Annotated in this window: 21 protein-coding genes; 13 read left to right on the plus strand and 8 right to left on the minus strand. The window is 67.5% G+C overall.

The genetic code is table 11. The annotated features are described in order from the left end of the window. Positions 1 to 33: 33 nt before the first annotated feature. Entirely contained in the window at positions 34 to 1032 is a 999-nt protein-coding gene (locus A9K58_RS03860) for a polyprenyl synthetase family protein (protein ID WP_065198073.1), read from the plus strand. Positions 1033 to 1095: 63 nt separating this feature from the next. Here A9K58_RS03860 and A9K58_RS03865 read toward each other — a convergent pair whose 3' ends face one another. After that, positions 1096 to 1881, minus strand: coding sequence for a dienelactone hydrolase family protein (locus A9K58_RS03865; protein ID WP_065198074.1), 786 nt, complete (start codon positions 1879 to 1881; stop codon positions 1096 to 1098). A gap of 134 nt (positions 1882 to 2015) precedes the next feature. Between A9K58_RS03865 and A9K58_RS03870 the strand changes: the two genes are divergently transcribed. Then, positions 2016 to 2606 (plus strand): SMI1/KNR4 family protein, encoded by a 591-nt coding sequence (locus tag A9K58_RS03870; RefSeq protein WP_065198075.1) that lies wholly within the window; start codon positions 2016 to 2018, stop codon positions 2604 to 2606. 57 nt (positions 2607 to 2663) lie between these two features. Here the strand turns inward: A9K58_RS03870 and A9K58_RS03875 are convergent, their stop codons facing one another. The 4 genes from A9K58_RS03875 to A9K58_RS03890 all read right to left on the minus strand — a co-directional run bounded on the left by A9K58_RS03875 (position 2664) and on the right by A9K58_RS03890 (position 8720). Next, entirely contained in the window at positions 2664 to 3197 is a 534-nt protein-coding gene (locus tag A9K58_RS03875; RefSeq protein WP_065198076.1) for a hypothetical protein, read from the minus strand. A 109-nt stretch (positions 3198 to 3306) separates the two neighbouring features. Next, entirely contained in the window at positions 3307 to 4716 is a 1410-nt protein-coding gene (gene murD, locus A9K58_RS03880; RefSeq protein WP_065198077.1) for a UDP-N-acetylmuramoyl-L-alanine--D-glutamate ligase, read from the minus strand. Further along, on the minus strand, positions 4697 to 6049 hold the full coding sequence (gene murL, locus A9K58_RS03885; protein ID WP_065198078.1) for a UDP-N-acetyl-alpha-D-muramoyl-L-alanyl-L-glutamate epimerase: 1353 nt from the start codon (positions 6047 to 6049) through the stop codon (positions 4697 to 4699). The genes murD and murL overlap by 20 nt, the downstream gene beginning before the upstream one ends. A gap of 76 nt (positions 6050 to 6125) precedes the next feature. Beyond that, positions 6126 to 8720 carry a bifunctional aspartate kinase/diaminopimelate decarboxylase gene (locus A9K58_RS03890; protein WP_065198079.1) on the minus strand — a complete coding sequence of 865 codons (2595 nt, stop codon included), beginning with the start codon at positions 8718 to 8720 and terminating at the stop codon, positions 6126 to 6128. Between the two features lie 75 nt (positions 8721 to 8795). Between A9K58_RS03890 and A9K58_RS03895 the strand changes: the two genes are divergently transcribed. Together A9K58_RS03895 and A9K58_RS03900 are read left to right on the plus strand one after the other, a co-directional pair. Further along, positions 8796 to 9674 (plus strand): PhzF family phenazine biosynthesis protein, encoded by an 879-nt coding sequence (locus A9K58_RS03895; RefSeq protein ID WP_065198080.1) that lies wholly within the window; start codon positions 8796 to 8798, stop codon positions 9672 to 9674. Between the two features lie 108 nt (positions 9675 to 9782). Beyond that, positions 9783 to 10661, plus strand: coding sequence for a PhzF family phenazine biosynthesis protein (locus tag A9K58_RS03900; RefSeq protein ID WP_065198081.1), 879 nt, complete (start codon positions 9783 to 9785; stop codon positions 10659 to 10661). Between the two features lie 94 nt (positions 10662 to 10755). On the opposite strand, the gene A9K58_RS03905 is transcribed toward A9K58_RS03900, so the two are convergent. Then, positions 10756 to 11187, minus strand: coding sequence for an OsmC family protein (locus A9K58_RS03905; RefSeq protein ID WP_065198082.1), 432 nt, complete (start codon positions 11185 to 11187; stop codon positions 10756 to 10758). A 372-nt stretch (positions 11188 to 11559) separates the two neighbouring features. On the opposite strand from A9K58_RS03905, the gene A9K58_RS03910 reads away from it, so the two are divergent. From A9K58_RS03910 to A9K58_RS03925, 4 genes are all read left to right on the plus strand, one after another. Next, the gene (locus A9K58_RS03910) at positions 11560 to 11958 is read left to right on the plus strand and encodes an HU family DNA-binding protein (RefSeq protein WP_010483539.1); all 399 of its coding nucleotides are present in this window, start codon (positions 11560 to 11562) and stop codon (positions 11956 to 11958) included. A gap of 286 nt (positions 11959 to 12244) precedes the next feature. Then, positions 12245 to 12553, plus strand: a complete 309-nt coding sequence (locus tag A9K58_RS03915) for a DUF3861 family protein (RefSeq protein WP_065198083.1) — start codon at positions 12245 to 12247, stop codon at positions 12551 to 12553. A gap of 56 nt (positions 12554 to 12609) precedes the next feature. Next, a complete protein-coding gene (locus A9K58_RS03920; RefSeq protein WP_065198084.1) occupies positions 12610 to 13161 on the plus strand; it encodes a hypothetical protein in 552 nt (183 codons plus the stop codon). Between the two features lie 82 nt (positions 13162 to 13243). Then, complete coding sequence (locus tag A9K58_RS03925; RefSeq protein WP_065198085.1) at positions 13244 to 13840, plus strand: YceB family lipoprotein; 597 nt, start codon at positions 13244 to 13246, stop codon at positions 13838 to 13840. 118 nt (positions 13841 to 13958) lie between these two features. Here the strand turns inward: A9K58_RS03925 and A9K58_RS03930 are convergent, their stop codons facing one another. After that, positions 13959 to 14426, minus strand: coding sequence for an SET domain-containing protein (locus tag A9K58_RS03930; RefSeq protein ID WP_065198086.1), 468 nt, complete (start codon positions 14424 to 14426; stop codon positions 13959 to 13961). Positions 14427 to 14630: 204 nt separating this feature from the next. On the opposite strand from A9K58_RS03930, the gene A9K58_RS03935 reads away from it, so the two are divergent. The 5 genes from A9K58_RS03935 (at position 14631) to A9K58_RS03955 (ending at position 19932) form a co-directional block, all read left to right on the plus strand. Next, a complete protein-coding gene (locus A9K58_RS03935) occupies positions 14631 to 15086 on the plus strand; it encodes an SUF system Fe-S cluster assembly regulator (protein ID WP_065198087.1) in 456 nt (151 codons plus the stop codon). A 16-nt stretch (positions 15087 to 15102) separates the two neighbouring features. After that, on the plus strand, positions 15103 to 16578 hold the full coding sequence (sufB, locus tag A9K58_RS03940; RefSeq protein WP_065198088.1) for a Fe-S cluster assembly protein SufB: 1476 nt from the start codon (positions 15103 to 15105) through the stop codon (positions 16576 to 16578). Positions 16579 to 16652: 74 nt separating this feature from the next. After that, on the plus strand, positions 16653 to 17417 hold the full coding sequence (gene sufC, locus A9K58_RS03945; protein WP_065198089.1) for a Fe-S cluster assembly ATPase SufC: 765 nt from the start codon (positions 16653 to 16655) through the stop codon (positions 17415 to 17417). Next, positions 17417 to 18679: a Fe-S cluster assembly protein SufD gene (gene sufD, locus A9K58_RS03950; RefSeq protein ID WP_065198090.1), complete on the plus strand. Its 1263-nt coding sequence runs from the start codon at positions 17417 to 17419 to the stop codon at positions 18677 to 18679. The genes sufC and sufD overlap by 1 nt, the downstream gene beginning before the upstream one ends. Beyond that, entirely contained in the window at positions 18676 to 19932 is a 1257-nt protein-coding gene (locus A9K58_RS03955) for a cysteine desulfurase (protein ID WP_065198091.1), read from the plus strand. The genes sufD and A9K58_RS03955 overlap by 4 nt, the downstream gene beginning before the upstream one ends. A 15-nt stretch (positions 19933 to 19947) precedes the next feature. Here A9K58_RS03955 and A9K58_RS03960 read toward each other — a convergent pair whose 3' ends face one another. Continuing rightward, positions 19948 to 20598: a transposase gene (locus A9K58_RS03960; protein WP_065198092.1), complete on the minus strand. Its 651-nt coding sequence runs from the start codon at positions 20596 to 20598 to the stop codon at positions 19948 to 19950. Positions 20599 to 20688: the final 90 nt, after the last annotated feature.

Raw genomic sequence — 20688 nt, forward strand, 5'->3', positions numbered from 1 at the left:
TATAATCAACGGTGAGCCTGAAAGCCTGATCGCATGACCATCACCGAAGACACCCGTCCCGCCCTGGGCCTGCCCCAGATCCAGTCGCTTGCCGCGGCCGACATGGCCGCCGTCGATGCCCTGATCCGGCGCCGGCTGTCTTCGGATGTCGTGCTGATCAACCAGATCGCCGACCACATCATTTCCGCCGGCGGCAAGCGCTTGCGCCCGATGCTGGTGATGCTGGCCGGCCACGCGGTCGGCCAGGCCGGTCCGGAACATCACCAGCTGGCGGCGATCATCGAATTCATCCATACCTCCACGCTGCTGCACGACGACGTCGTGGACGAATCCAGCCTGCGCCGTGGCCGCAGCACCGCCAACGCGCTCTGGGGCAACGCGCCGAGCGTGCTGGTCGGCGACTTCCTGTACTCGCGCAGCTTCCAGCTGATGGTCGAACTGGAGCGCATGGCGGTGATGCAGATCCTGGCCGATGCCACCAACCGCATCGCCGAGGGCGAGGTGCTGCAGCTGCTGCACGTGCACAATCCGGACACCGACGAAGCCGCCTACCTGCGCGTGATCGAGCGCAAGACCGCGGTGCTGTTCGCCGCCGGCACCCGCCTGGGTGCGCTGGCCAGCGGAGTGGATGAAACAACCCAGCAGGCCCTGTTCGACTACGGCATGCACCTGGGCTACGCCTTCCAGATCGCCGATGACGTGCTGGACTACTCGGCCAATGCCGAGGAGCTGGGCAAGAATCTCGGCGACGATCTGGCCGAAGGCAAGGCGACGCTGCCGCTGATCCATGCGATGGCCCACTCCGACGACGCCACCCGCGAGCGCCTGCGTACCATCGTGCAGGACGGCGACGCCTCGGCGATGCCGGAAGTGCTGGCCGCGATCCGCGCCACCGGCGGCCTGGAGTACAGCCGCCGTCGCGCCGAAGAATATGCCGAGGCTGCCGAGCGCGCGCTCGATGGCCTGGCCGACAACGATGCCGTGGCCGCCCTGCGTGGCCTGGCCCGCTACGCAGTGCAGCGCTCGCATTGATGGCGGCGTGCCGACCAACGGTCGGCACCTACCAGGGCGGGTGGTGCCGACCGTTGGTCGGCACTACATGAAACGCTCCTCAAAGAACTCGTCCAACGCCTTCCAGGCGCGCTTGGCCGCACGCTCGTTGTACTGGCAACCTGGCGGACTGTTGGCATCGCGCTCGGCGAAGCAGTGCACCGCGCCGCTGTAGTTGGTGAACTCCCAATCGACCTTGGCCGCGTCCATTTCCTTCTGGAAAGCGGCGATGTCCTCGGCAGTCACGCTCCTGTCGTCGGCCCCGTTGAGCACCAGCACTGAAGGATGGCTGCCACCGGCCTGCGCCGGCAGCGGTGAACCCAACCCGCCATGCAGGCTGACCACACCGGCCAGCGGCGCACCGGCACGGGCCAGTTCCAGCACCGTGGTGCCGCCGAAGCAGAAGCCGACCGCACCGATCCGGCTGGCGTCCAGCGGCACCCTGCCAGCCTGCGCCTTGAGCACGTTCACCGCCTCCAGCGCGCGGGCGCGCAGCAGGGGACGGTCGTTGCGCAGCTTGCTGGCCACCGGCCCGGCCTCGGCATCGGTCTTTGGCCGCACGTCCCTGCCGTAGACATCGGCCACCAGCACCACGTAGTCATCGCCGGCCAGCTGCTTGGCCTTCTCGACGGCCGATTCGTTCACGCCCTTCCAGTTCGGCACCATCACCAGGCCAGGGCGCTTGTCGCTGTCGCCGTCGTCATAGACCAGCACGCCACTGAAGGTCGTACCCTGGTGTTTCCACTCCACCGGCTGGGTCTTCATCGCCGCCCACGCCGGCATCGCTGCCAACCCCAGCATCATCGCCACACCGCATCGCCAACGATTCATGCGCCTGCTCCGCAAGAAAAAGGGGACGGAGGGGATTAAGCCGCAATTGCCCCTCCCGCGTCGCATTCTGCATTGGCGGCGTGACGCAGGTGTGGTTGGATACGACTTAATCCCCTCCGTCCCCTTCTTGTCGCATGAACCTTGTCGATCGATTTCTGTCTGGCCTGATCCCGCGGCTGCCTGCCGACGACGCCCCGCAGTGGGCCCATGTGCAGGGCGCCAGCGCCGGGGACCTGCAACGCCTGCGCGCGCAGTGGCCGCAGGTGCCGGACAGCCTGGTGGAACTGCTGTCGCGCGTGGATGGCACCCACTACCGGGAGTACCCCGGCGGCAAGGTCTGCGTGCTGATGCTCGGCTCGGACGTGGAGGACGGCGGCTACCCGTACTACCTGCGCTCGGTCGCGCAGATCTTCGAGGACCAGCAGCAGTGGGATGACAGCATCCGCTCGATCTACGAAGAATGGCTGGATGACGAGCCGGAGATCCTGGGCCAAGGCATCGACGCCGATCTGCCGATGAGCCGCCGGTTGTGCTTCTCGCACTGCATGAACAACGGCGGCACCTCGATGCTGTACCTGGATTTCAACCCGGCGCCGGGCGGCACCGTCGGCCAGGTGGTGCGCTACCTGCACGATCCGGACAGCTATGCGGTGATCGCGGCCAGCTTCGATGCCTACCTGCAGCAGCTGATCGAGGGCGATTACGCGTTCATCAACGAGGAATAGTAGATCCTTGCCATGCGTGGATGAATTTCCCGGCGGGTTGCCGGCCAGCGGCCGGCACTACCCGCGTTCGACCCAATGCAACGTGCCCCGCTCCAACGCCAGCAGATCTGCAGCGGCCAACTGCGCCCATGACCAGCGACACTCCGGTGGCTTCGGCTGCCGGGCGCCCACAGCCCCATCATAATCACGCACCAGTAGGCCGACGCGCGCTGCGCCAGCCTGCAACAGCGCGTCGATACGCTGCAGCCACTGGCCGGCGTCGACCAAGGCTTCGTCCCGGCGCACCTGCTGATCCTGCTCATGCCGCGCCAACTGCTCGGCCTGTGCACGGGCAATCTTCGCCTCGCTCCAGCCCTTCTTCCGCCAGCGTTCCGCATCGCCCTTCCACTCCGGCATGGCTCGCATCGAGCCCAGCGCAGTACCGCAGTCGCAGTGCGCGGCACTGAGCCACGGCAGCCAGTCGGACCCGACCGCCTGCTGCAGGCTGGGCGACGCCTGCGCGGACAGACGCCGGCCGCTGCGGGCGAAGATCGCGGCCGCTGTAGCGTGCTCCAGTGTGCTGGGCAGGAATACGGTGATGAAGGTGCACATCGGGCTTCTCGAATCCGTCCGGGAATGTGCCCATGGTAGATCCACGCCACGCGTGGATGGGGTCGGAGCCCATTCCTGCGGAAAAGGGATCCGACCCCGAACCGGCGGTTCAGGCGATCCCCAGCCCCGGGATCGCGCTGATGCTGTCCGGGTCGAAACCGGCCAGCTGGGCGAAGTGACGGCCACGCGCCACGTAGTCACGGTAGGCACCGAAACTCGGCGCGCCCGGCGACAGCAGCACCACGCCGCCCTGCCCGTCCAGCGCGGCGCGCGCCAAGGCCATCGCCTCCGGCAGATCGCCGGCGGCATGCAAGCCGAAGCGACCGGCGTCGGCCAGCGGCTGCAGCATCGCGTGGATGCGCGGGCCGTTGCTGCCCATGGTCACGATCTCCACCGGCGGCAGGTCATGCGCCATGTGCTGCACGAAATCGGTCCAGTCCAGGCCACGATCGTGGCCGCCTACCAGCAGTGCGATGCGCTGGCCGGCGAAGCACTCCAGCGCCGCCAGGCTGGCATGTGGCGTGGTGCTGATCGAATCGTTGACGTAGGTCAGCCCATCGGCCACACCGATCCGCTGCAGGCGGTTCGGCAACGGACGGAAATCCTGCACCGCAGGCGCCAGAGCCGCCGCATCCAGGCCCAGCGCTTCCAGCGCGGCCAGCACTGCGCACAGGTTGCCGCGGTTGTGCCGCCCCGGCAGCGGCGTGTTGCGGGTATCGAACACGGCCCGCTCGCCACGATGCACGATGTCGCCGCGCATGTGCCAACCCTGCGGTTGGTTGAACCAGACTACCTCGCTGTGCGGCAGCTGCAGTGCGGCCAGGTGCGGATCAGCCGCGTTGAGCACCGCGATGCGTGGCGCGGCTTCGGTTACCAGGCGCAACTTGTCTTCGATGTAGCGCTGTTCGCTGCCGTGCCAGTCCAGATGCTCGGGAAACAGGTTCAGCACCACCGCCACCTGCGGATGGGCGCCACTGCGCGCCACTTCACCGGTCTGGTAGCTGGACAGTTCCACCGCCCAGTATTCCGGCGCGGGCCGAGGATCCAGCACTTCCAGAAGCGGCAGGCCGATGTTGCCGACCAGGCCGGTGCGATGGCCGGCTGCACGCAACAGGTGTGCGACCAGCGCAGTGGTGGTGCTCTTGCCCTTGGTACCGGTCACGCAGACGGTGTCGTGCACGATGCCGTCGTCAGCCGCATGCTCGGCGAACCAGAGTGCAGTACCGCCGATGAAGGCCGTGCCCCGTTCCGCCGCCGCCAGCGCCATCGGCTGGTACGGGCTGATGCCGGGCGACTTGATCACGATCTCGAACGCGGCCAGCGCCTCTGCCGACGGCTCGCCGCGCACATCCAGCCCCCCGTGGGTTTCCGCGCGTGCGGCCTCGGCTTCGGTTGCCGGGCAGAACAGGCTCAGCGGCAGCGTCGGCAGGCGTTCACGCAGCACGGCAAATGCCGCACGGCCTTCACGCCCCCAGCCCCACAGCGCAACGCGCTTTCCCTCAAGCGCTGAAATCTTCACGCACCCGTTCCCACAGCGCCGCCGGAATGCGGTGCTCGCCCTGCAGCTGCAGCAGGGGCGCCAGATCCAGTTCGGTGGCGTCCAGCTGCGGCTGGATTTCATTGCAGAAGCGCTTCGCCAGCACGTCTTCCTTCCACTCCGGGCGCTGCGCCAGGGTCGCCATCGCCGCTCGCGACTCGCGGCCTTCGCCGACGCACTCGAACGGCTTGTGGTCCTGGAATTCCAGCAACGCGTCGAAGCCACCGGCCTGTTCAATGTCGTCCAGCAGGTTGCGACCGAAGATGCGCACCAAGCGCGTCTTCGGCATGAACGGTGCCAGCGCCAGGAACACGAAATGGCACTTCGGGCACACGCCACACCAGCGGTTCACCGGACGCTCGCCGAGGATGTGGAAGTTGCGGTTGCAGCTGGAGAAATGCGCGTCGTAGAAGTCGGTCTTGGCGAACTGCCGGGCCACGGCCAGCTCGGACAACGGCCGCAGCAGCGAGTAGTACTGCAGATCCGCCGCCACGCGCTCCTGCACGTGGTTGCCGAACGCCTGCTCGAATGCCCAGCCCTTGGACCACTGGTGATTCACTTCACCAGTTCCCGGAATCTGGCTGCCGTAGCTGGCCGATCGCTCGTTGGAGAACACCACCTGGTCCACGCCCTGCAGCAACGCGGCCAGCACCATGATCGCCGAGTTGACCGCAGTGACCGGGATATGGCCATTCCAGGCGCCCTGGCGATTGAGCTCGAACAGCTCCGGCGCCAGTGCGCGGCCCAGGTTCAGCGTGGGCAGGCCGGTGCGTTCGGCACAGGCGCGGATCAGCTGCGAGCCGCCGATCCAGGTCACCGTTTCATCGACCCCGGCGCGGCGCAGCGCTTCAATGCTGACCAGTGAATCCTTGCCGCCACCAATGGCCACCAGCGCATGCGGCTTCAGGCCCAGCACCGGTGCCTGCACGGCCTCGCCCTGCACCGGCAGGCGGAAGCGCCCGCGCAGGTTCAGGCCATTGCGATAGGCAAACTCACCCAGGCCATTGAGGTAGATCGCCTCCACCAGCGCTGCGGTACCGGCATCGATGGCATAGCTGTCGATGCTGACCGTTGCCGGCACGCCAGCCTTGTAGTAGCTGACACCCGCGATCAGGTGCAGCAACTGCAGCGCACGCTGCACGGCGGCCGCGCGCGCGTCGTCCAGCACGAACGGCGCCCCCGGCACGGAGACGGTTTCCACCATCTCCGGGCCGTCATCGAAGGCGTAGACCAGCCGGGCCACACCGGTGTCCGCGGCGAATTCGCAACGGACGAAGCGGAAGCAGGAAACCTGGTGTTTGTCGAAAGCAGTCATGGTGAATCCGGTCAGGCACGAGCCCACGCGCTGGCGCGGGCCGTGTCGGTGGGCGGGTGCAGGTGGCAGGAGGCCATCATTCGATCACGTCCTCGCGCGGCAGCGCCCGCTGGTTGTAGGTGTTTGCCATCACATAGCCATAGGCGCCAGCGTCGGCGATCAGCATCACGTCGTCCGGTGCGGTCGACACCGGCAACCTGCGGCGCCTGCCGAGCACATCGCTGGACTCGCAGATCGGGCCGACCACATCGAACGCGGCCTCGGCATAGCCCCCCTGGCGGCTGAGGTTTTCGATGTCGTGCCAGGCGTCGTACAGCGCCGGGCGCATCAGCGCGTTCATGCCGGCATCCAGGCCGACGCGGCGCACGCCATCCTTCTCCACCACCTGGGTGGCGTGGGCCAGCAACACCCCGGACTCGGCCACCAGGTACCGACCCGGCTCGATGGCCAGGCGGAACGCCGGGTGCAACGCCTTCACTTCGGCCAGGCCGGCGGCCCAGGCTTCGAGGTCGAAGGGCTCGTCTTCGTCGCTGTATGGAATCGGCAGGCCGCCACCGATGTCGATGGTCTGCACGCTGCCAATGCGGCGGGCGAAACCGGCCAGCTCATCGCACATCAGGCGCCAGTGCTGGGACGTCTCCACGCCGCTGCCCAGATGGGCATGCAGCCCAACCACACGGCTGCCCAGATCGGTGGCCGCGCGCACGAATTCGTCGACGCGGGCGATCGGCAGGCCGAACTTGGAATCCTTGCCACCGGTACGGACCTTGGCATGGTGGCCCTCGCCACGGCCCAGGTCCACGCGCAACCACAGCTCGCGGTTGCGGAACAGGTCCGGCCAGCGTTGCAGTGCTTCGACGTTGTCGACGGTGACGGTTACGCCGAGCGCGAACGCCGCCTCGTACTCGCTGCGCGGGCAGAAGCTGGGGGTGAACAGCACGCGCTTGGGCGACAGCTCCGGCAGGTGCTGGAACACATGCTTCAGTTCGCCGTGCGACACGCATTCCAGGCCAAAGCCCTCGGCCTCCAGCAACTGCAGGATGGCCGGGTGGCTGTTGGCCTTGATCGCGTAGTAGCGCTGGTCGATCGGCTTGATTGCGGCCAGCGCGCGGGCGCGGGCGCGTACCGTCGGCAGGTGGTACACGTAGCGCGGCGTTCCGGCGTCGGCCAGCTGCAGCAGGTGCGCACGCTGGCCCCACCACCAGGGCGTGCCACGCGGGCGCACGGTGCCAGCAATCTCGCGCCAGCGCGGCCCGAACACTTCGGTCTCTTCCACCGGCATCGCGCCGCTGTCGATCAGTTCGGCGTGCAGGATCGGCAACAGGCCATCGGCATCGGCCTCGTCGATGACGAACGTCAGGTTCAGGTCGTTGGACGACTGCGAGATCATGTGCACGCGCTCGCGGCCGAAGGTAGCCCACACATCCGAGAGCTTGTGCAGCAGCGAACGCATGCCACGGCCGACCAGGGTGATCGCCGCGCACGGCACGATCACCTTGACCTTGCAGATCTGCGACAGGTCCGCCGACAGGGCGGCCAGCACATCGGTGTTGACCAGGTTCTCGGACGGGTCCAGCGACACGGTAACGTTGGTTTCGGCCGAACCGATCAGGTCGACCGACAGGCCATGCTTCTTGAACAGGCCGAACACATCGGCCAGGAAGCCGACCTGCTGCCACATGCCGATACCTTCCATGGATACCAGCACGATGCCGTTGCGGCGGCTGATCGCCTTTACGCCCGGCACCGGCGCGGCGCTGCCGTCGATGCTGGTGCCCGGCAGTTCCGGGCGCTCGGTATCGAGGATGGCCATCGGCACGCCGGCATCGCGGCACGGCTTGATCGAACGCGGATGCAGCACCTTGGCGCCGGTGGTGGCGATTTCCTGCGCTTCGTAATAGTCCAGGCGGGTCAGCAGGCGTGCGTCCGGTACGTCCTTCGGGTTGGCACTGAACATGCCCGGCACATCGGTCCAGATCTCCACGCGGCTGGCACCAAGCAGCGCGCCGAAGTACGCGGCCGAAGTATCCGAGCCGCCGCGGCCGAGGATGGCGGTGCCGCCGTCGGCATGCCGCGAGATGAAGCCCTGGGTGATCAGCAGGCGCGTCGGCTGTGCGCGGAAGCGCTCCAGCCACCCGGCATCCGCACGCCACTGGCAGTTCACCGACAGGCGTTGCGACCAGTCGCTCTGGTTCGGCTGCGGCGGCAGCGCGGCCAGCCAGTGGCGCGCGTCCATCCAGCCCATGTCCAGGCCCGAGGCGCGCAGGTAGGCCGCGCCCAGGGTCGAGGACAGCAGCTCGCCCTGGCCCAGCACTTCGGCCTGCCAGTCGAGCGGACGCGTGGCCGCACGCGCATCGTCGAGCAGGCCCTGCAATGCCGCCAGGCGCTCGGCCAGCACCTCGCGGCCCAGGCCCAGCTCGGCCAGGAAGCCCTCATGGCGTTCCACCAATGCGGCCACGCGATCACGACTGTCCGCCGCGCCATCGGCGATCGCGGTCAGTTCGTTGGTGACCCCGGACAGCGCCGAAACCACCACCAGCACCCGGGAACCCGTTTCTTCCGCGCGTTTTTTCGCCAGCTTCCCGATCGTGTCCCAGCGGTGACGACGCGACACCGAAGTGCCGCCGAACTTCAGTACGATCCAACGATCGACAAGGGGGGAAGCTGACATGGATTGGCTATGTAGAATGTGGGGAAGCCGCCCTCGGGGGCGGAACCCCCGATTCTAAGCGCAATGCCCCCGCAGATGGCCGTTCTTCGTTACCTGCAGCTCGATGTCTTCGCCCCCCGCCCCGGCACCGGCAACCCCCTGGGTGTCGTGCTCGAGGCCGACCGGCTCTCCAGCAGCCAGATGCAGGCCCTGGCCGCTTGGCTGAACCTGTCCGAGACGGTGTTCTTCCTGCGTCCCAGCGCGCCCGGCGCCGATTACCACATCCGCATCTTCACCCCGACCTGCGAGCTGGCCTTTGCCGGCCACCCCAGCGTCGGCGCAGCCTGGGCGGCGGTGACCTGCGGCCTGGTCCAACCACGCGACGGTGCCCTGCTGCAGCAATGCGCGGCGGGGTTGCTGCCGGTACGGGTGAGCGGCCCGGCCGGGGCACTGGAGATCCAACTGGCCAGCCCACCGGCCCGTCGGCTGGCCACGACAGCCGACGCAGCGCCCACGGCGCTGCTGGCTCTCGCAGCCGAGGGGCACGCGCCCGAACTGTGGGACAACGGCGCACGCTGGTGGCTGCTGCCGCTGCGCGACGCCGCTGCCGTGCGCAGCCTGGTGCCGGGCATGGAAGCGCTGCGCGACTGGAGCATCGCCACCGATGCGACCGGGCTGGCGGTATTCGCCGACGACACCGGCCCCGGTCATGACCGGGTCGTACGCGCATTCTGCCCGGCAGATGCACCAGGCGTGCCGGAAGACCCGGTCACCGGCAGCGCCAATGCGCTGATCGGCGCCTGGCTGCGGCAACGCAATGCGCTGCCCGCCGGCGACCACGGAAACTACATTGCCAGCCAAGGCCGCGAAGTCGGCCGCGATGGCCAGGTGCAGGTGTCGGTGGATGCGCAGGGCACCGTCTGGATCGGCGGCCAGGTGCAGCCGGTCATTGAGGGGCATATCCGTTGGCCGTAGAGCCGAGCCCACGCTCGGCTGCGGCCCACCACACGGCAGCCGAGCATAGGCTCGGCGCTGCAACGGCACGTTAAGCTGCGCGCCACCCGATCCTGGAGTTTCGCCCCGATGACCACCCGCCGTTTCCTGCAGCTGGATGTGTTCTCCCCGCGCGCTGGCGCCGGCAATCCGCTGGCCGTGGTGCTCGACGCCGAGGGCCTGGACGACGCCAGCATGCAGGCCATCGCGCGCTGGACGCGCCTGCCCGAGACCACCTTCGTGTTCCCGCCGCAGGCCGCCGGTGCCAGCTACCGGCTGCGCATGTTCAGCCCGCAGAAGGAAGTCCCGTTCGCCGGCCATCCCAGCGTCGGGACTGCGCATGCGGTGCTGCGCGCGGGCTTGGCCACGCCGGTCGACGGCGTGCTGATGCAGGATGGCCTTGCCGGCAGCCTGCCGCTGCGCGTCAGCGGCGAGGGCGCGCAGCAGCGCATTGCCATCCGTACTCCGCGCGCGCAGCTGGCGGAGACCGCCGACGCCACCGACCCACGCCTGCGGACGGCATTGGAAGGCTGGCCGCTCGGCAGGTTGCCGCCGGCCCGCATGCGGGGCGGACGCACCTGGTGGGTGGTGCAGGTGGCCGATGAAGCGGCCTTGCGTGCCCTGCGCCCGGACTGGGATGCGATTGCCGAACTGGCCGAATCCACCGACAGCATGGGCGTATTCGCCTATGCGTTCAGCGATGGCAGCGAGGGTTTCGATCTGGCCGTGCGCGCCTTCGTCGGCAATGGCCGCCGCTTCGAGGACGCCGCCTCCGGTGCCGCCAACGCCGTGCTGGCCGCGTGGCTGGACCTGCGCGGCGCGCTGCCCCACGGCCGCGCACCGTTCGAAGTCAGCCAGGGCCGCGAAGTCGGCCATGATGCAAGGCTGACCCTGTGGGTCGATGAGGACGGGGACGTCTGGTCCGGTGGCCAGGTGCAGACGGTGATTACCGGCACCATTGACTGGTAAGGGGGTAGAGCCGAGCCCACGCTCGGCTGCATTCCGGCCAGATCACGGCATCTGCTGAAGCCGAGCGTGGGCTCGGCTCTACAGAGGCGGCGGCTCAGCCCAGCTCGGCTTCCAGGCTGATCGGCACCGCGCTGAGCGCCTTGGACACGGGACAGTTCTGCTTGGCGTCATCGGCAATGGCGCGGAACTGCGCCGCGTCGATGCCGGGCACCACCGCCTTCACCTTCAGCCGGATCTGCGACAGCTGCGGGCCGCCTTCCAGCGACAGGTCGACCTTGGCCTCGGTGTCCAGCGCGGTCGGGGTGAAGCCGGCTTCGCCCAGCTTGGCCGACAGCGCCATGGTGAAACAGCCGGCATGCGCGGCCGCGATCAGCTCTTCCGGATTCGTGCCCTTCTCGTCGCCGAAGCGGCTGTTGAACCCATAGCGTGTCTTGTCCAGCAAGCCACTCTGCGGCGTGCTCAACTGCCCCTTGCCCGACTTCAGATCGCCTTCCCAGTGCGCTGTGGCATGTCGCGAGATTCCCATGTCGTGCTCCTGCGTTGCGGTGATGAACGCCCACCCTCGCATGGCAGACGTTAGCCCTGCGTCGCTTGGCCGCATGCCGCCGGCCACCGCCCACAGCCGCGCGCGCGGGCACTTGCCAGCCAGTCCGTCGCGTATTTTCCCTTGTTTTCAGTAGTTTCGCGCATCCCGCCGATGCTGCCACCGCCGCCGCCGCGCCTGCACCGTAGCCCCTGTCCCCTGCCACAGGTCATGTACTGAATCGGCCTGGATATGAAAAAACATGCACTTTCCGCGCTTCGGGCTATTGGCGGCGCCCGAGAGTTGCCCTACATTGCGCTTGCCGACGGGGTTCGGCGCCGACCAAACAACCAACCGTTCACGGAACAGGAAACCATGGCAAAGACCGCTAAGAAGGCTGCCCCGAAGAAGGCAGTGAAGAAAGTCGCGACGAAGGCAGCCGCCAAGCCGGCCGCTCCGAAGCCGATCAAGGAAGTGCTGACCAAGTCCGGCCTGGTTGCACACATCGCTGAAGCCTCCGGCGTCATCGCCAAGGACGTCCGCGCTGTGCTCGCCTCGCTGGAAAGCGCCGTCGCCTCCTCGGTGCACAAGAAGGGCGCTGGCTCGTTCACCCTGCCGGGCCTGCTGAAGATCACCACCGTCAATGTGCCGGCCAAGCCGAAGCGCAAGGGCATCAACCCGTTCACCAAGGAAGAACAGTGGTTCGCCGCCAAGCCGGCCACCACCAAGCTGAAGGTGCGTCCGCTGAAGAAGCTGAAGGACGCCGCGCTGTAATCGCGCGCCCGAAAGTGGATTCCGACGGGACGGCTCTGGCCGTCCCGTTTTCATTTGTGCAGGCCGTGGATCGCACCAGTGCGGATGCGCCCAGCACGCCGGCCGCAACACAGCGTTTCCCGGCCCCCGCTTTTCCGCTCACAGTCCCGTTGCCATTGGCCGGGACTGCCCTGTCCGGCCACCGGAACGTATCGGGTGGAACACTGCGTGCAGCGGCAGCCGTCGCCGCCAGCGGTCGCCTTGCCTATCGTGGGCACATCCTCCACAGCTACGGCGAGCACCCCTCATGGCCAGCCCCTCCACCCGTTATCGGATCTCGGTGACCCCCATCGAAAAGGACGGGTTGCAGTGCACCGGGCGTTGCACCATCGAGTTGGAGCACCGTGCCAGCCGCGACCTGATGCGCCTGCTGGAAATGGCTCCGCGCACCGCCGGCCTGAGTGGCGACGAGCGCGCAACCCTGGTGATCGCTACCCAGCTGCTGCGCGACATCGTGCAGCGCCACGCCGCAACCGAGGGCCATGCCGTGGCGACCATCGCCGCGCAGGTGCTGCCGGCGCTGGACGCCCTGGAACAGCTGCCCTCCTCCCGCTGAGTACGTGACACCCGATACACTGCATCCCTCCTGGTCGCCTCGGGGAGGAGGCAGTCATGCGCAGGTTTCTGTTGCTGGTCGTGCCGTGGATGCTGACGGGGTGTTCCGGACCGACACCACCGGATGCCGCGGCCGTTCCCGCGGTGACGGCCACTGAAGCACTGCCGGTGGAGGCTACGACCGCCCCCTCCACCGACGAGGTGCCAGCACCCGCGTCCTCCGCTCCCTCTGCCGATACGTTGTATGCGGCAGTGGCCGCCGACGCCGACCCGCCGTCGGTGGTCCTCAACCGCTATGTGGCGGCATTGCTCAACCGCGACCGCAGTGCCAGCGACGCCGCTTGGGCGATCCCACCGGGCGACCCGCGGCATGCCGACGATGCGGCCCTGCGGCAACTGCAGGATCTGCGGACCCTGCGCCTGCGCAGCGAGGTCCCGGTCGCGCGCGACGATCTGCAACCGCCCCGCCTGCTCGAAGTGCCGGTGCAGGTCCGCGCGGTCACGGCCACCGGCACGCTCCACTTCGGTGGCTGGTACCGGGTGCAACCCAGCACCGACGGCCGCCGCTGGCAGATCCAGTCGGCACAGCTGCGGCCAACGCTGGACTGAACCACTGCCCCGGCATGCACGCGCGATTCAGCCGGCAAAGCTACTCTTTGATCCATCCAACCTGCATCCATCGGTCACCGCCATGCGCCTGCGCTCCCTGACGACCCGCCTCGCCGCCTCCACCGTGCTGATCGCTGCTGCCATCGGCGCGCAGGCCGCCCCGTCCATTTCAGGCCGCGAACTGTCGGTCGGTGCCAGCGATGTGCAGCAATACCTCGATGGCAGCTTCCCGCGGACCCAGGACGCCCTCGGCGGCCTGATCGCGCTCACCATGAGCCATCCCCGGCTGAGCCTCCCGGCCGGCGAACGCTTGAATCTTGGCATGGACGTGGCCCTGGCCACCGCCGGCGGCACCCCGGCCAGGCTGGGTACGGTGAAGCTCAGCAGCGGCCTGCGCTATGACGCACAGACCCAGGGGTTCCATCTGCAGCAACCGAGCGTGGATGACTTCACCCCGGCCAACCAGGGCGGCCGGCTCGACTCGCGTACCCGCGGGCTGCTCAATGCCTGGCTGAGCGACTATGCCCAGCGCGAACCGATCTACAAGCTGGATCCGGCCGTGGCCGGCATGCTCGGCGCGCTGCAGGTGCAGTCGGCGCAGGTGAAGAACGGCAAGCTGGTGGTCACCTTCAACCAGAACCTGGGCAACCTGGTGCCGGCCGCCGTGCTGGGCAAATAAGGCTGCGCCGGGCCAAGCCCGGCGGCTTCTCGTAGAGTCGAGCCATGCTCGGCTCCGCACGGTGGCCAGCAATGACCGGCTAACAGCAGTCGAGCATGGCTCGACTCTACAGATCGGGTCAGCGCTTGGGCTGCAGCATCGTCCCGGTGCACCTGGGGGAACCGCAGCGGCATTCCCAGATCTTCTTCAGCTTCGCGGTGTGGCGTTCGGCCAGCACGATGCCGTAGTTGTACGTCAGCTCCTCGCCCGGCGCGATGTCGCGCAGGGCTTCGATGAAGACCTTGTCGCCCCGGCTGTCGCCCTCCTCGTCTTCCTCGATCACCGCCTCGCAGTTGGGCTCGCAGCTGTGATTGATCCAGCGCGCGTCATTACCCTTGTAGTTGGCGTCGATCACCCAGTCGTCATTGAGCGTGAACAGGAAGGTGTGGCCGCTTTCCACGTCGCCACTGTCGTCGGCATCGACATCGCCGTGGCTGCGCAGCAGGCCCTTGTACTGGATCACGCGCTCGCCCTGCTTGATCGGGGCTACGGCGAACACGCCGTTGCCGTGGATGGCGGACTTGCGGGCTTGGATCTTCTTCGGCATCGGCACAGGCTGTTTGCAGCGAAAGGAACCCGGATTCTCACCCATTCCGGGCAATTGCGGAATTCACCCGGCCGGTGCAGCATGGCGGCCCGGGCGGCAGGCCCGCTGCCGGGATCAGGCCCAGCGCCAGCTGAATACCCGGGTTGGATGGCGGCGGATAAAAGCGTACAATTTCAGTCCGCTTTAAGAACCACTCGCATCCCCATGTTGCGCGTCACCAAGCTCACCGATTACGCCACCGTCGTGCTGACCGTGCTTGCCGCCCGTCCGGGCGAGGTGCTCAGTGCCACCGAGCTGGCCGAATTCACCGGCCTGGAGCCCCCCACCGTCAGCAAGGTGCTCAAGCCGCTGGCCCAGGCCGGCCTGGTCGAAGGCCTGCGCGGGGTCCGTGGCGGCTACCGCCTGACCCGCCCGGCCATCGACATCTCGCTGTTCGAGGTGGTTGAAGCGATGGAAGGGCCGCTGGCCCTGACCGAATGCAGCCACGACCACCACCAGTGCGGCATGGCGCCCAAGTGCGGCGCGCGCAGCAGTTGGCGGTTGATCAACGACGTGGTCTCCGAGGCCCTGCGCGATGTCAGCCTCGCGCAGATCCTGCCCCCTCTTCCCCTTGCCGATGACGAACAGCGCCGCACCATCGCTGTCGACGTCGTCTCCTGATCCACAGGCAGCCCCCATGGCCACCGAAACCATCGAAACCGTCGCCCACGACGACACCCCCAACCGCGAGATCCACGAGCAGCTCGGCCGCAAGTATTCGGCCGGCTTCATCACCGAGATCGAATCGGACTCCCTGCCTCCGGGCCTGGACGAGGACACCATCCGTGCCCTGTCGGCCAAGAAGGACGAACCGGAGTGGATGACGCAGTGGCGCCTGGACGCCTACCGCCATTTCCTGACGATGCCGATGCCGGACTGGGCCAAGCTGGAGATCGCGCCGATCGACCTGCAGGCGCTCAGCTACTACTCCGCGCCGAAGGGCCCGAAGTACGCCTCGCTGGATGAGGTGCCGCAGGAACTGCTCGACACCTACGACAAGCTGGGCGTGCCGCTGCACGAGCGCGCCAGGCTGGCCGGCGTGGCAGTGGATGCGGTGTTCGACTCGGTGTCCGTGGGCACCACGTTCCGCAAGGAACTGGCCGAGAAGGGCGTGATCTTCTGCTCGATGTCCGAAGCCATCAAGGAACATCCGGAGCTGGTGCGCCAGTACCTGGGCACCGTGGTGCCGGTGGGTGACAACTACTTCGCCGCGCTCAACTCGGCGGTGTTCTCCGACGGCAGCTTCGTGTTCATTCCCAAGGGCGTGCGCTGCCCGATGGAACTGAGCACCTATTTCCGCATCAATGCCGGCCACACCGGCCAGTTCGAGCGCACCCTGATCGTGTGCGAGGACAAGGCCTACGTCTCCTACCTGGAAGGCTGCACCGCGCCGATGCGCGACGAGAACCAGCTGCATGCCGCGGTGGTCGAACTGGTGGCGCTGGAAGATGCGGAGATCAAGTACTCCACCGTGCAGAACTGGTACCCGGGCGATGAGAACGGCGTCGGCGGCATCTACAACTTCGTCACCAAGCGTGCCGAATGCCGCGGCGCGCGCAGCAAGGTCACCTGGACCCAGGTCGAAACCGGCTCGGCGATCACCTGGAAGTATCCCTCCTGCGTGCTGCTGGGCGATGACTCGGTCGGCGAATTCCACTCCGTCGCGCTGACCCACCATCGCCAGCAGGCCGACACCGGCACCAAGATGATCCACGTCGGCAAGCGCACCAAGAGCAAGATCGTCAGCAAGGGCATCAGCGCCGGCCGCGGCCAGAACACCTACCGCGGACTGGTGAAGGTGGACCGCAACGCCGATGGCGCGCGCAACTACACCCAGTGCGATTCGCTGCTGATCGGCAAGCAGTGTGGCGCCCACACCTTCCCTTACATCGAGGTGAAGAACCCGGGCGCCACCGTCGAGCACGAGGCCACCACCTCCAAGATCTCCGACGACCAGCTGTTCTACTGCCGCGCCCGTGGCATCAGCCAGGAAGACGCGGTGTCGATGATCGTCGACGGCTTCTGCAAGCAGGTGTTCCGCGAACTGCCGATGGAGTTCGCAGTGGAAGCCAAGAAGCTGCTGGAAGTCTCGCTGGAAGGTTCGGTGGGCTGACCGCCCGCCCCTGGCCCTCGCAAACGCAATCTCTTTACCGGCGGGCCCTGGCCCGCCCCACGGAAATCCCCACCATGCTGAAGATCGAAAACCTCCACGCCCGCATCGGCGACAAGGAAATCCTCAAGGGCCTCTCGCTGGACGTGAAGCCCGGCCAGGTGCACGCCATCATGGGCCCGAACGGCGCCGGCAAGTCCACCCTGGGCAATGTCCTGGCCGGCCGCGACGGCTACGAAGTGACTGAAGGCAGCGTGCAGTTCGACGGCGCCGACCTGCTGGAGCAGGACCCGGAAGCGCGCGCCGCTGCCGGCCTGTTCCTGGCGTTCCAGTACCCGGTGGAGATCCCTGGCGTAAACAACACCTACTTCCTGCGCGCCGCACTCAACGCGCAGCGCAAGGCACGCGGCGAGGAAGAACTCGATTCCATGCAGTTCCTCAAGCTGGTGCGCCAGAAGCTGGCGGTGCTGCACCTGAAGGACGAACTGCTGCATCGTGGCGTCAATGAAGGCTTCTCCGGTGGCGAGAAGAAGCGCAACGAGATCTTCCAGCTGGCCGTGCTGGAACCGAAGCTGGCGATCCTGGACGAAACCGATTCGGGCCTGGACATCGACGCGCTGAAGAGCGTGGCCGACGGCGTCAACGCGCTGCGCGCCGCCGACCGTTCGTTCCTGGTCATCACCCACTACCAGCGCCTGCTGGACTACATCAAGCCGGACGTGGTGCACGTGCTGGCCGACGGCCGCATCGTCAAGACCGGTGGCCCGGAACTGGCCCTGGAGCTGGAAGCGCACGGCTACGACTTCCTGAAGGATCGGGTCGTGCCCGAGGCGGCGGTCTGATGAGCGCCCTGCTCGACTCGATGGCCCAGGCCTTCTGCGGCAGCGATGCGCGCCGCGAAGTGCTGGATGCGGCCCTGCGCGACGGCCTGCCGGCCGCCCGCAATGAAGCCTGGAAGTACACCTCGCTGCGCCAGCTGGAACGCCGTGCGTTTGCTGCGGCACCGCTGCAGGGCCCGGCGCTGGACGCCGCGCTGCTGGACGACATCCCGGCACCGCGCCTGGTGTTCGTCAACGGCCGCCTGGATGCCGCGCTGAGCGACGTGCAGGACCTGCCGGCCGGCGTGCAGCTGCAGCCGCTGTCGGCCGCACTGGCCTCCGGCGAAGACGCCGTGCGTTTCCTTGGCCGCCGCTACGAGCGCAGCGAGGAGATCTTCGCCCGCCTCAACGCCGCGCTGGCCGATGAAGGCGTGGTGCTGCGCGTGGATGAAGGCGTGCAGGTCGAAGCGCCGCTGCAGCTGGTGTTCGCCAGTGTGGCCGGCGAGACCGACCTGGCCTGGCATCACCGCCACCTGATCGAACTGCGTGCCGGCGCCAGCCTCGGCGTGGTCGAGCACCGCTTCAGCGTCGGTGACTCCGCCCACCTGGACAACACCGTGCTGCATGCCCACGTCGCCCGCGACGCCGTGCTCAAGCACGCCCGCGTGCAGGCCGGCAGCGCGCGCCAGACCAGCTTCCTGCGCACCGACGCCGTGCTGGCCCGCGACGCGCAGTACCACCGCGTCGACCTGGAACTGGGCGCCGCGCTCAGCCGCCATGAACTGAATGTGCGACTGGAAGGCGACAACGCCCAGCTGACCGCCAACGGCGTGCTGCTCGGCAATGGCCGCCGCCACGTCGAAACCCGCCTCGGCATCGACCACATCGCCCGCGATACCGCCTGCGAGCTGCTGTGGCGCGGCGTAGCCGCCAACCGCAGCCGCGTGGTGTTCCATGGTGGCATCCAGATCCGCGAAGGCGCCGATGGCACCGACGCGAACCTGTCCAACAAGAACCTGCTGCTGTCGGCGGACGCCGAGATCGACACCCAACCGACGCTGGTGATCGACGCCGATGAAGTGAAAGCGGCGCACGGCGCCACTGTCGGCCAGCTCGATGCCAACGCGCTGTTCTACCTGCGCTCGCGCGGCCTGCCGCAGGCACAGGCACAGGCGCTGCTGAGCGCTGCGTTCTGCCACGAACCGCTGAAGATCCTGCCCGATGCCCTGCGCGAGCAGCTGGCTCGTCGCCTGGACAAGGCCCTGGCCGAGGCGGGTGTGGCATGAACCTGTCCACCCCGCGCCCGATCGAAGCACACACCGGGGCCCCCGACTGGGACCGCGTGCGCCTCGACTTCCCGCTGCTGATGCGCGAAGTGCACGGCAAGCCGCTGGTCTATTTCGACAATGCCAACACCGGCCAGAAGCCGGTGCAGGTGATCGGCGCGGTGGACGAGTTCTACCGCCGCTACAACGCCAACGTCAGCCGTGCCGTGCACGCGCTGGGCAGCGAAGCCACCGACGCCTATGAAGGCGCGCGCAACACGCTGGCCCGCTTCCTCAACGTCCGCCCCGGCGAGCTGGTGCTGTGCAGCGGAACCACCTTCGCCATCAACCTGGTGGCGTATTCGTGGGCGCTGCCACGGCTGAAGGCCGGTGACGTGATCCTGGTGTCACGCATGGAGCACCACGCCAACATCGTGCCGTGGCAGCTGGTTGCGCAACGTACCGGCGCCACGATCCGCGTGGCCGAGATCACGCCTGACGGCGCACTGGACATGGATGCGCTGCGCGCGGCAATGACCCCCGAGGTCAAGCTGCTGGCGGTCACCCATGTCTCCAACGTGCTGGGCACGGTCAACCCGGTCCGCGAGATCTGCCGCGAAGCGCGCAAGCGCGGCATCATCACCGTGGTTGATGGCTCGCAGGCCGTGCCGCACCGGAAGGTCGACGTGGCTGCGATCGGCTGTGACTTCTACGCCATCACCGGCCACAAGATGTGTGGCCCGACCGGTACCGGCGCACTGTGGGCCCGCCGCGAACACCTGGATGCGATGCCGCCGTTCCTCGGTGGCGGCGAGATGATCAAGGAAGTCAGCTTCGACGGCACCGTGTTCAACGACCCGCCGCACAAGTTCGAAGCTGGCACCCCGAACATCGCCGGTTTCATCGGCCTGGGCGTTGCCGCCGACTACCTGCGGCAACTGGGGCAGGAGAACGTGGAAGCGCGCGAAGCCGAACTGCTGGCGCACCTCACCGAAGAGCTGCGCCGCGTCGACGGCCTGCGCATCATCGGCGAAGCGCCGGAGAAGGCCGCCGTGGTCTCGTTCCTGATCGACGGCGCGCATGCGCACGACCTGGCGACCCTGCTCGACCTGGAAGGCGTGGCCGTGCGCTCGGGCCAGCACTGCGCGCACCCGCTGCTGCAGTACTTCGGCGTCGCGGCTACCTGCCGTGCCTCGCTGGCGTTCTACAACACGCACGAAGAGATCGAGCGGTTCATGACCGCGCTGACGAAGGTGCGGAAGCTGTTGGGCTGAGCCGGCACACCGGGGTCAGATCCCTTTCGCGATGCGAAAGGGCTCTGACCCCATCAGCATTCCCAGCAACCGCCGTTGCGACTGCAATGCTCGCCGGATCGCCGCCAGATCTGCGGCAGGAATGCCCTCCTTGATGAACTCCACATAGCGCCTGCACCGTTCATCCGCATCAGAAGCCATCAGCTCAAATGCCGAATGCGGCTCCAGCAGCGCATTGGGTTTGCCACACGCATTGGCCCGATAGCTCGACCAGCGATAGTCCCCTGGGCGCGCCACTGTTCCCGCACGGACCGGGTTGAGTTCGATGTAGCGCTGGCAGGCAAGCAGATACCGATCAGTGCCGACCAGCGTTGAATGGAAACGCCCTTCCCACAGGGTTCCCGTGCGGCCCTGTCGATCGTTCACTCGGCGCACGTAGGCCCGGTTTACCGCCTGCATCATCCGAGACAAGCCGCCGGACACATCGGGCGTCGCCAGCAGGTGGATGTGATTGTCCATCAGCACATAGGCGTGGACCCGGCACTGCTGCTGACCTGCGTGATGACACAGCAGGCGCAGGTAGGCGACGCGGTCGCCATCCGCAAAGAACACGGGCTGACGATTGTTGCCGCGCTGGACGACATGTTGCGGATATCCGGGCGCATCGATGCGCCGTGGCCTTGGCATGGGCTGCTCCTGGTAGCAGGGGGTCAGGGCCCTTCGCTGCGCAAAGGGATCTGACCCCGAGCATCCGCCGATTCCGGGCCCGTGCCAGTC

It is taken from the genome of Stenotrophomonas maltophilia (assembly GCF_001676385.1).
Classification (GTDB): domain Bacteria; phylum Pseudomonadota; class Gammaproteobacteria; order Xanthomonadales; family Xanthomonadaceae; genus Stenotrophomonas; species Stenotrophomonas maltophilia_J.

Excerpts from the sequence above, each read along its gene's own strand:
- A9K58_RS03960 (WP_065198092.1), bottom strand. The coding sequence starts at position 20,598 with ATGCCAAGGCCACGGCGCATCGATGCGCCCGGATATCCGCAACATGTC.
- A9K58_RS03925 (WP_065198085.1), top strand. The coding sequence starts at position 13,244 with ATGCGCCTGCGCTCCCTGACGACCCGCCTCGCCGCCTCCACCGTGCTG.
- A9K58_RS03890 (WP_065198079.1), bottom strand. The coding sequence starts at position 8,720 with ATGTCAGCTTCCCCCCTTGTCGATCGTTGGATCGTACTGAAGTTCGGC.
- A9K58_RS03905 (WP_065198082.1), bottom strand. The coding sequence starts at position 11,187 with ATGGGAATCTCGCGACATGCCACAGCGCACTGGGAAGGCGATCTGAAG.
- A9K58_RS03910 (WP_010483539.1), top strand. The coding sequence starts at position 11,560 with ATGGCAAAGACCGCTAAGAAGGCTGCCCCGAAGAAGGCAGTGAAGAAA.
- sufD (WP_065198090.1), top strand. The coding sequence starts at position 17,417 with ATGAGCGCCCTGCTCGACTCGATGGCCCAGGCCTTCTGCGGCAGCGAT.
- A9K58_RS03895 (WP_065198080.1), top strand. The coding sequence starts at position 8,796 with ATGGCCGTTCTTCGTTACCTGCAGCTCGATGTCTTCGCCCCCCGCCCC.
- A9K58_RS03860 (WP_065198073.1), top strand. The coding sequence starts at position 34 with ATGACCATCACCGAAGACACCCGTCCCGCCCTGGGCCTGCCCCAGATC.
- murL (WP_065198078.1), bottom strand. The coding sequence starts at position 6,049 with ATGACTGCTTTCGACAAACACCAGGTTTCCTGCTTCCGCTTCGTCCGT.
- A9K58_RS03870 (WP_065198075.1), top strand. The coding sequence starts at position 2,016 with ATGAACCTTGTCGATCGATTTCTGTCTGGCCTGATCCCGCGGCTGCCT.
- A9K58_RS03930 (WP_065198086.1), bottom strand. The coding sequence starts at position 14,426 with ATGCCGAAGAAGATCCAAGCCCGCAAGTCCGCCATCCACGGCAACGGC.
- A9K58_RS03865 (WP_065198074.1), bottom strand. The coding sequence starts at position 1,881 with ATGAATCGTTGGCGATGCGGTGTGGCGATGATGCTGGGGTTGGCAGCG.
- A9K58_RS03875 (WP_065198076.1), bottom strand. The coding sequence starts at position 3,197 with ATGTGCACCTTCATCACCGTATTCCTGCCCAGCACACTGGAGCACGCT.
- sufB (WP_065198088.1), top strand. The coding sequence starts at position 15,103 with ATGGCCACCGAAACCATCGAAACCGTCGCCCACGACGACACCCCCAAC.
- sufC (WP_065198089.1), top strand. The coding sequence starts at position 16,653 with ATGCTGAAGATCGAAAACCTCCACGCCCGCATCGGCGACAAGGAAATC.
- A9K58_RS03955 (WP_065198091.1), top strand. The coding sequence starts at position 18,676 with ATGAACCTGTCCACCCCGCGCCCGATCGAAGCACACACCGGGGCCCCC.
- A9K58_RS03915 (WP_065198083.1), top strand. The coding sequence starts at position 12,245 with ATGGCCAGCCCCTCCACCCGTTATCGGATCTCGGTGACCCCCATCGAA.
- A9K58_RS03900 (WP_065198081.1), top strand. The coding sequence starts at position 9,783 with ATGACCACCCGCCGTTTCCTGCAGCTGGATGTGTTCTCCCCGCGCGCT.
- A9K58_RS03920 (WP_065198084.1), top strand. The coding sequence starts at position 12,610 with ATGCGCAGGTTTCTGTTGCTGGTCGTGCCGTGGATGCTGACGGGGTGT.
- A9K58_RS03935 (WP_065198087.1), top strand. The coding sequence starts at position 14,631 with ATGTTGCGCGTCACCAAGCTCACCGATTACGCCACCGTCGTGCTGACC.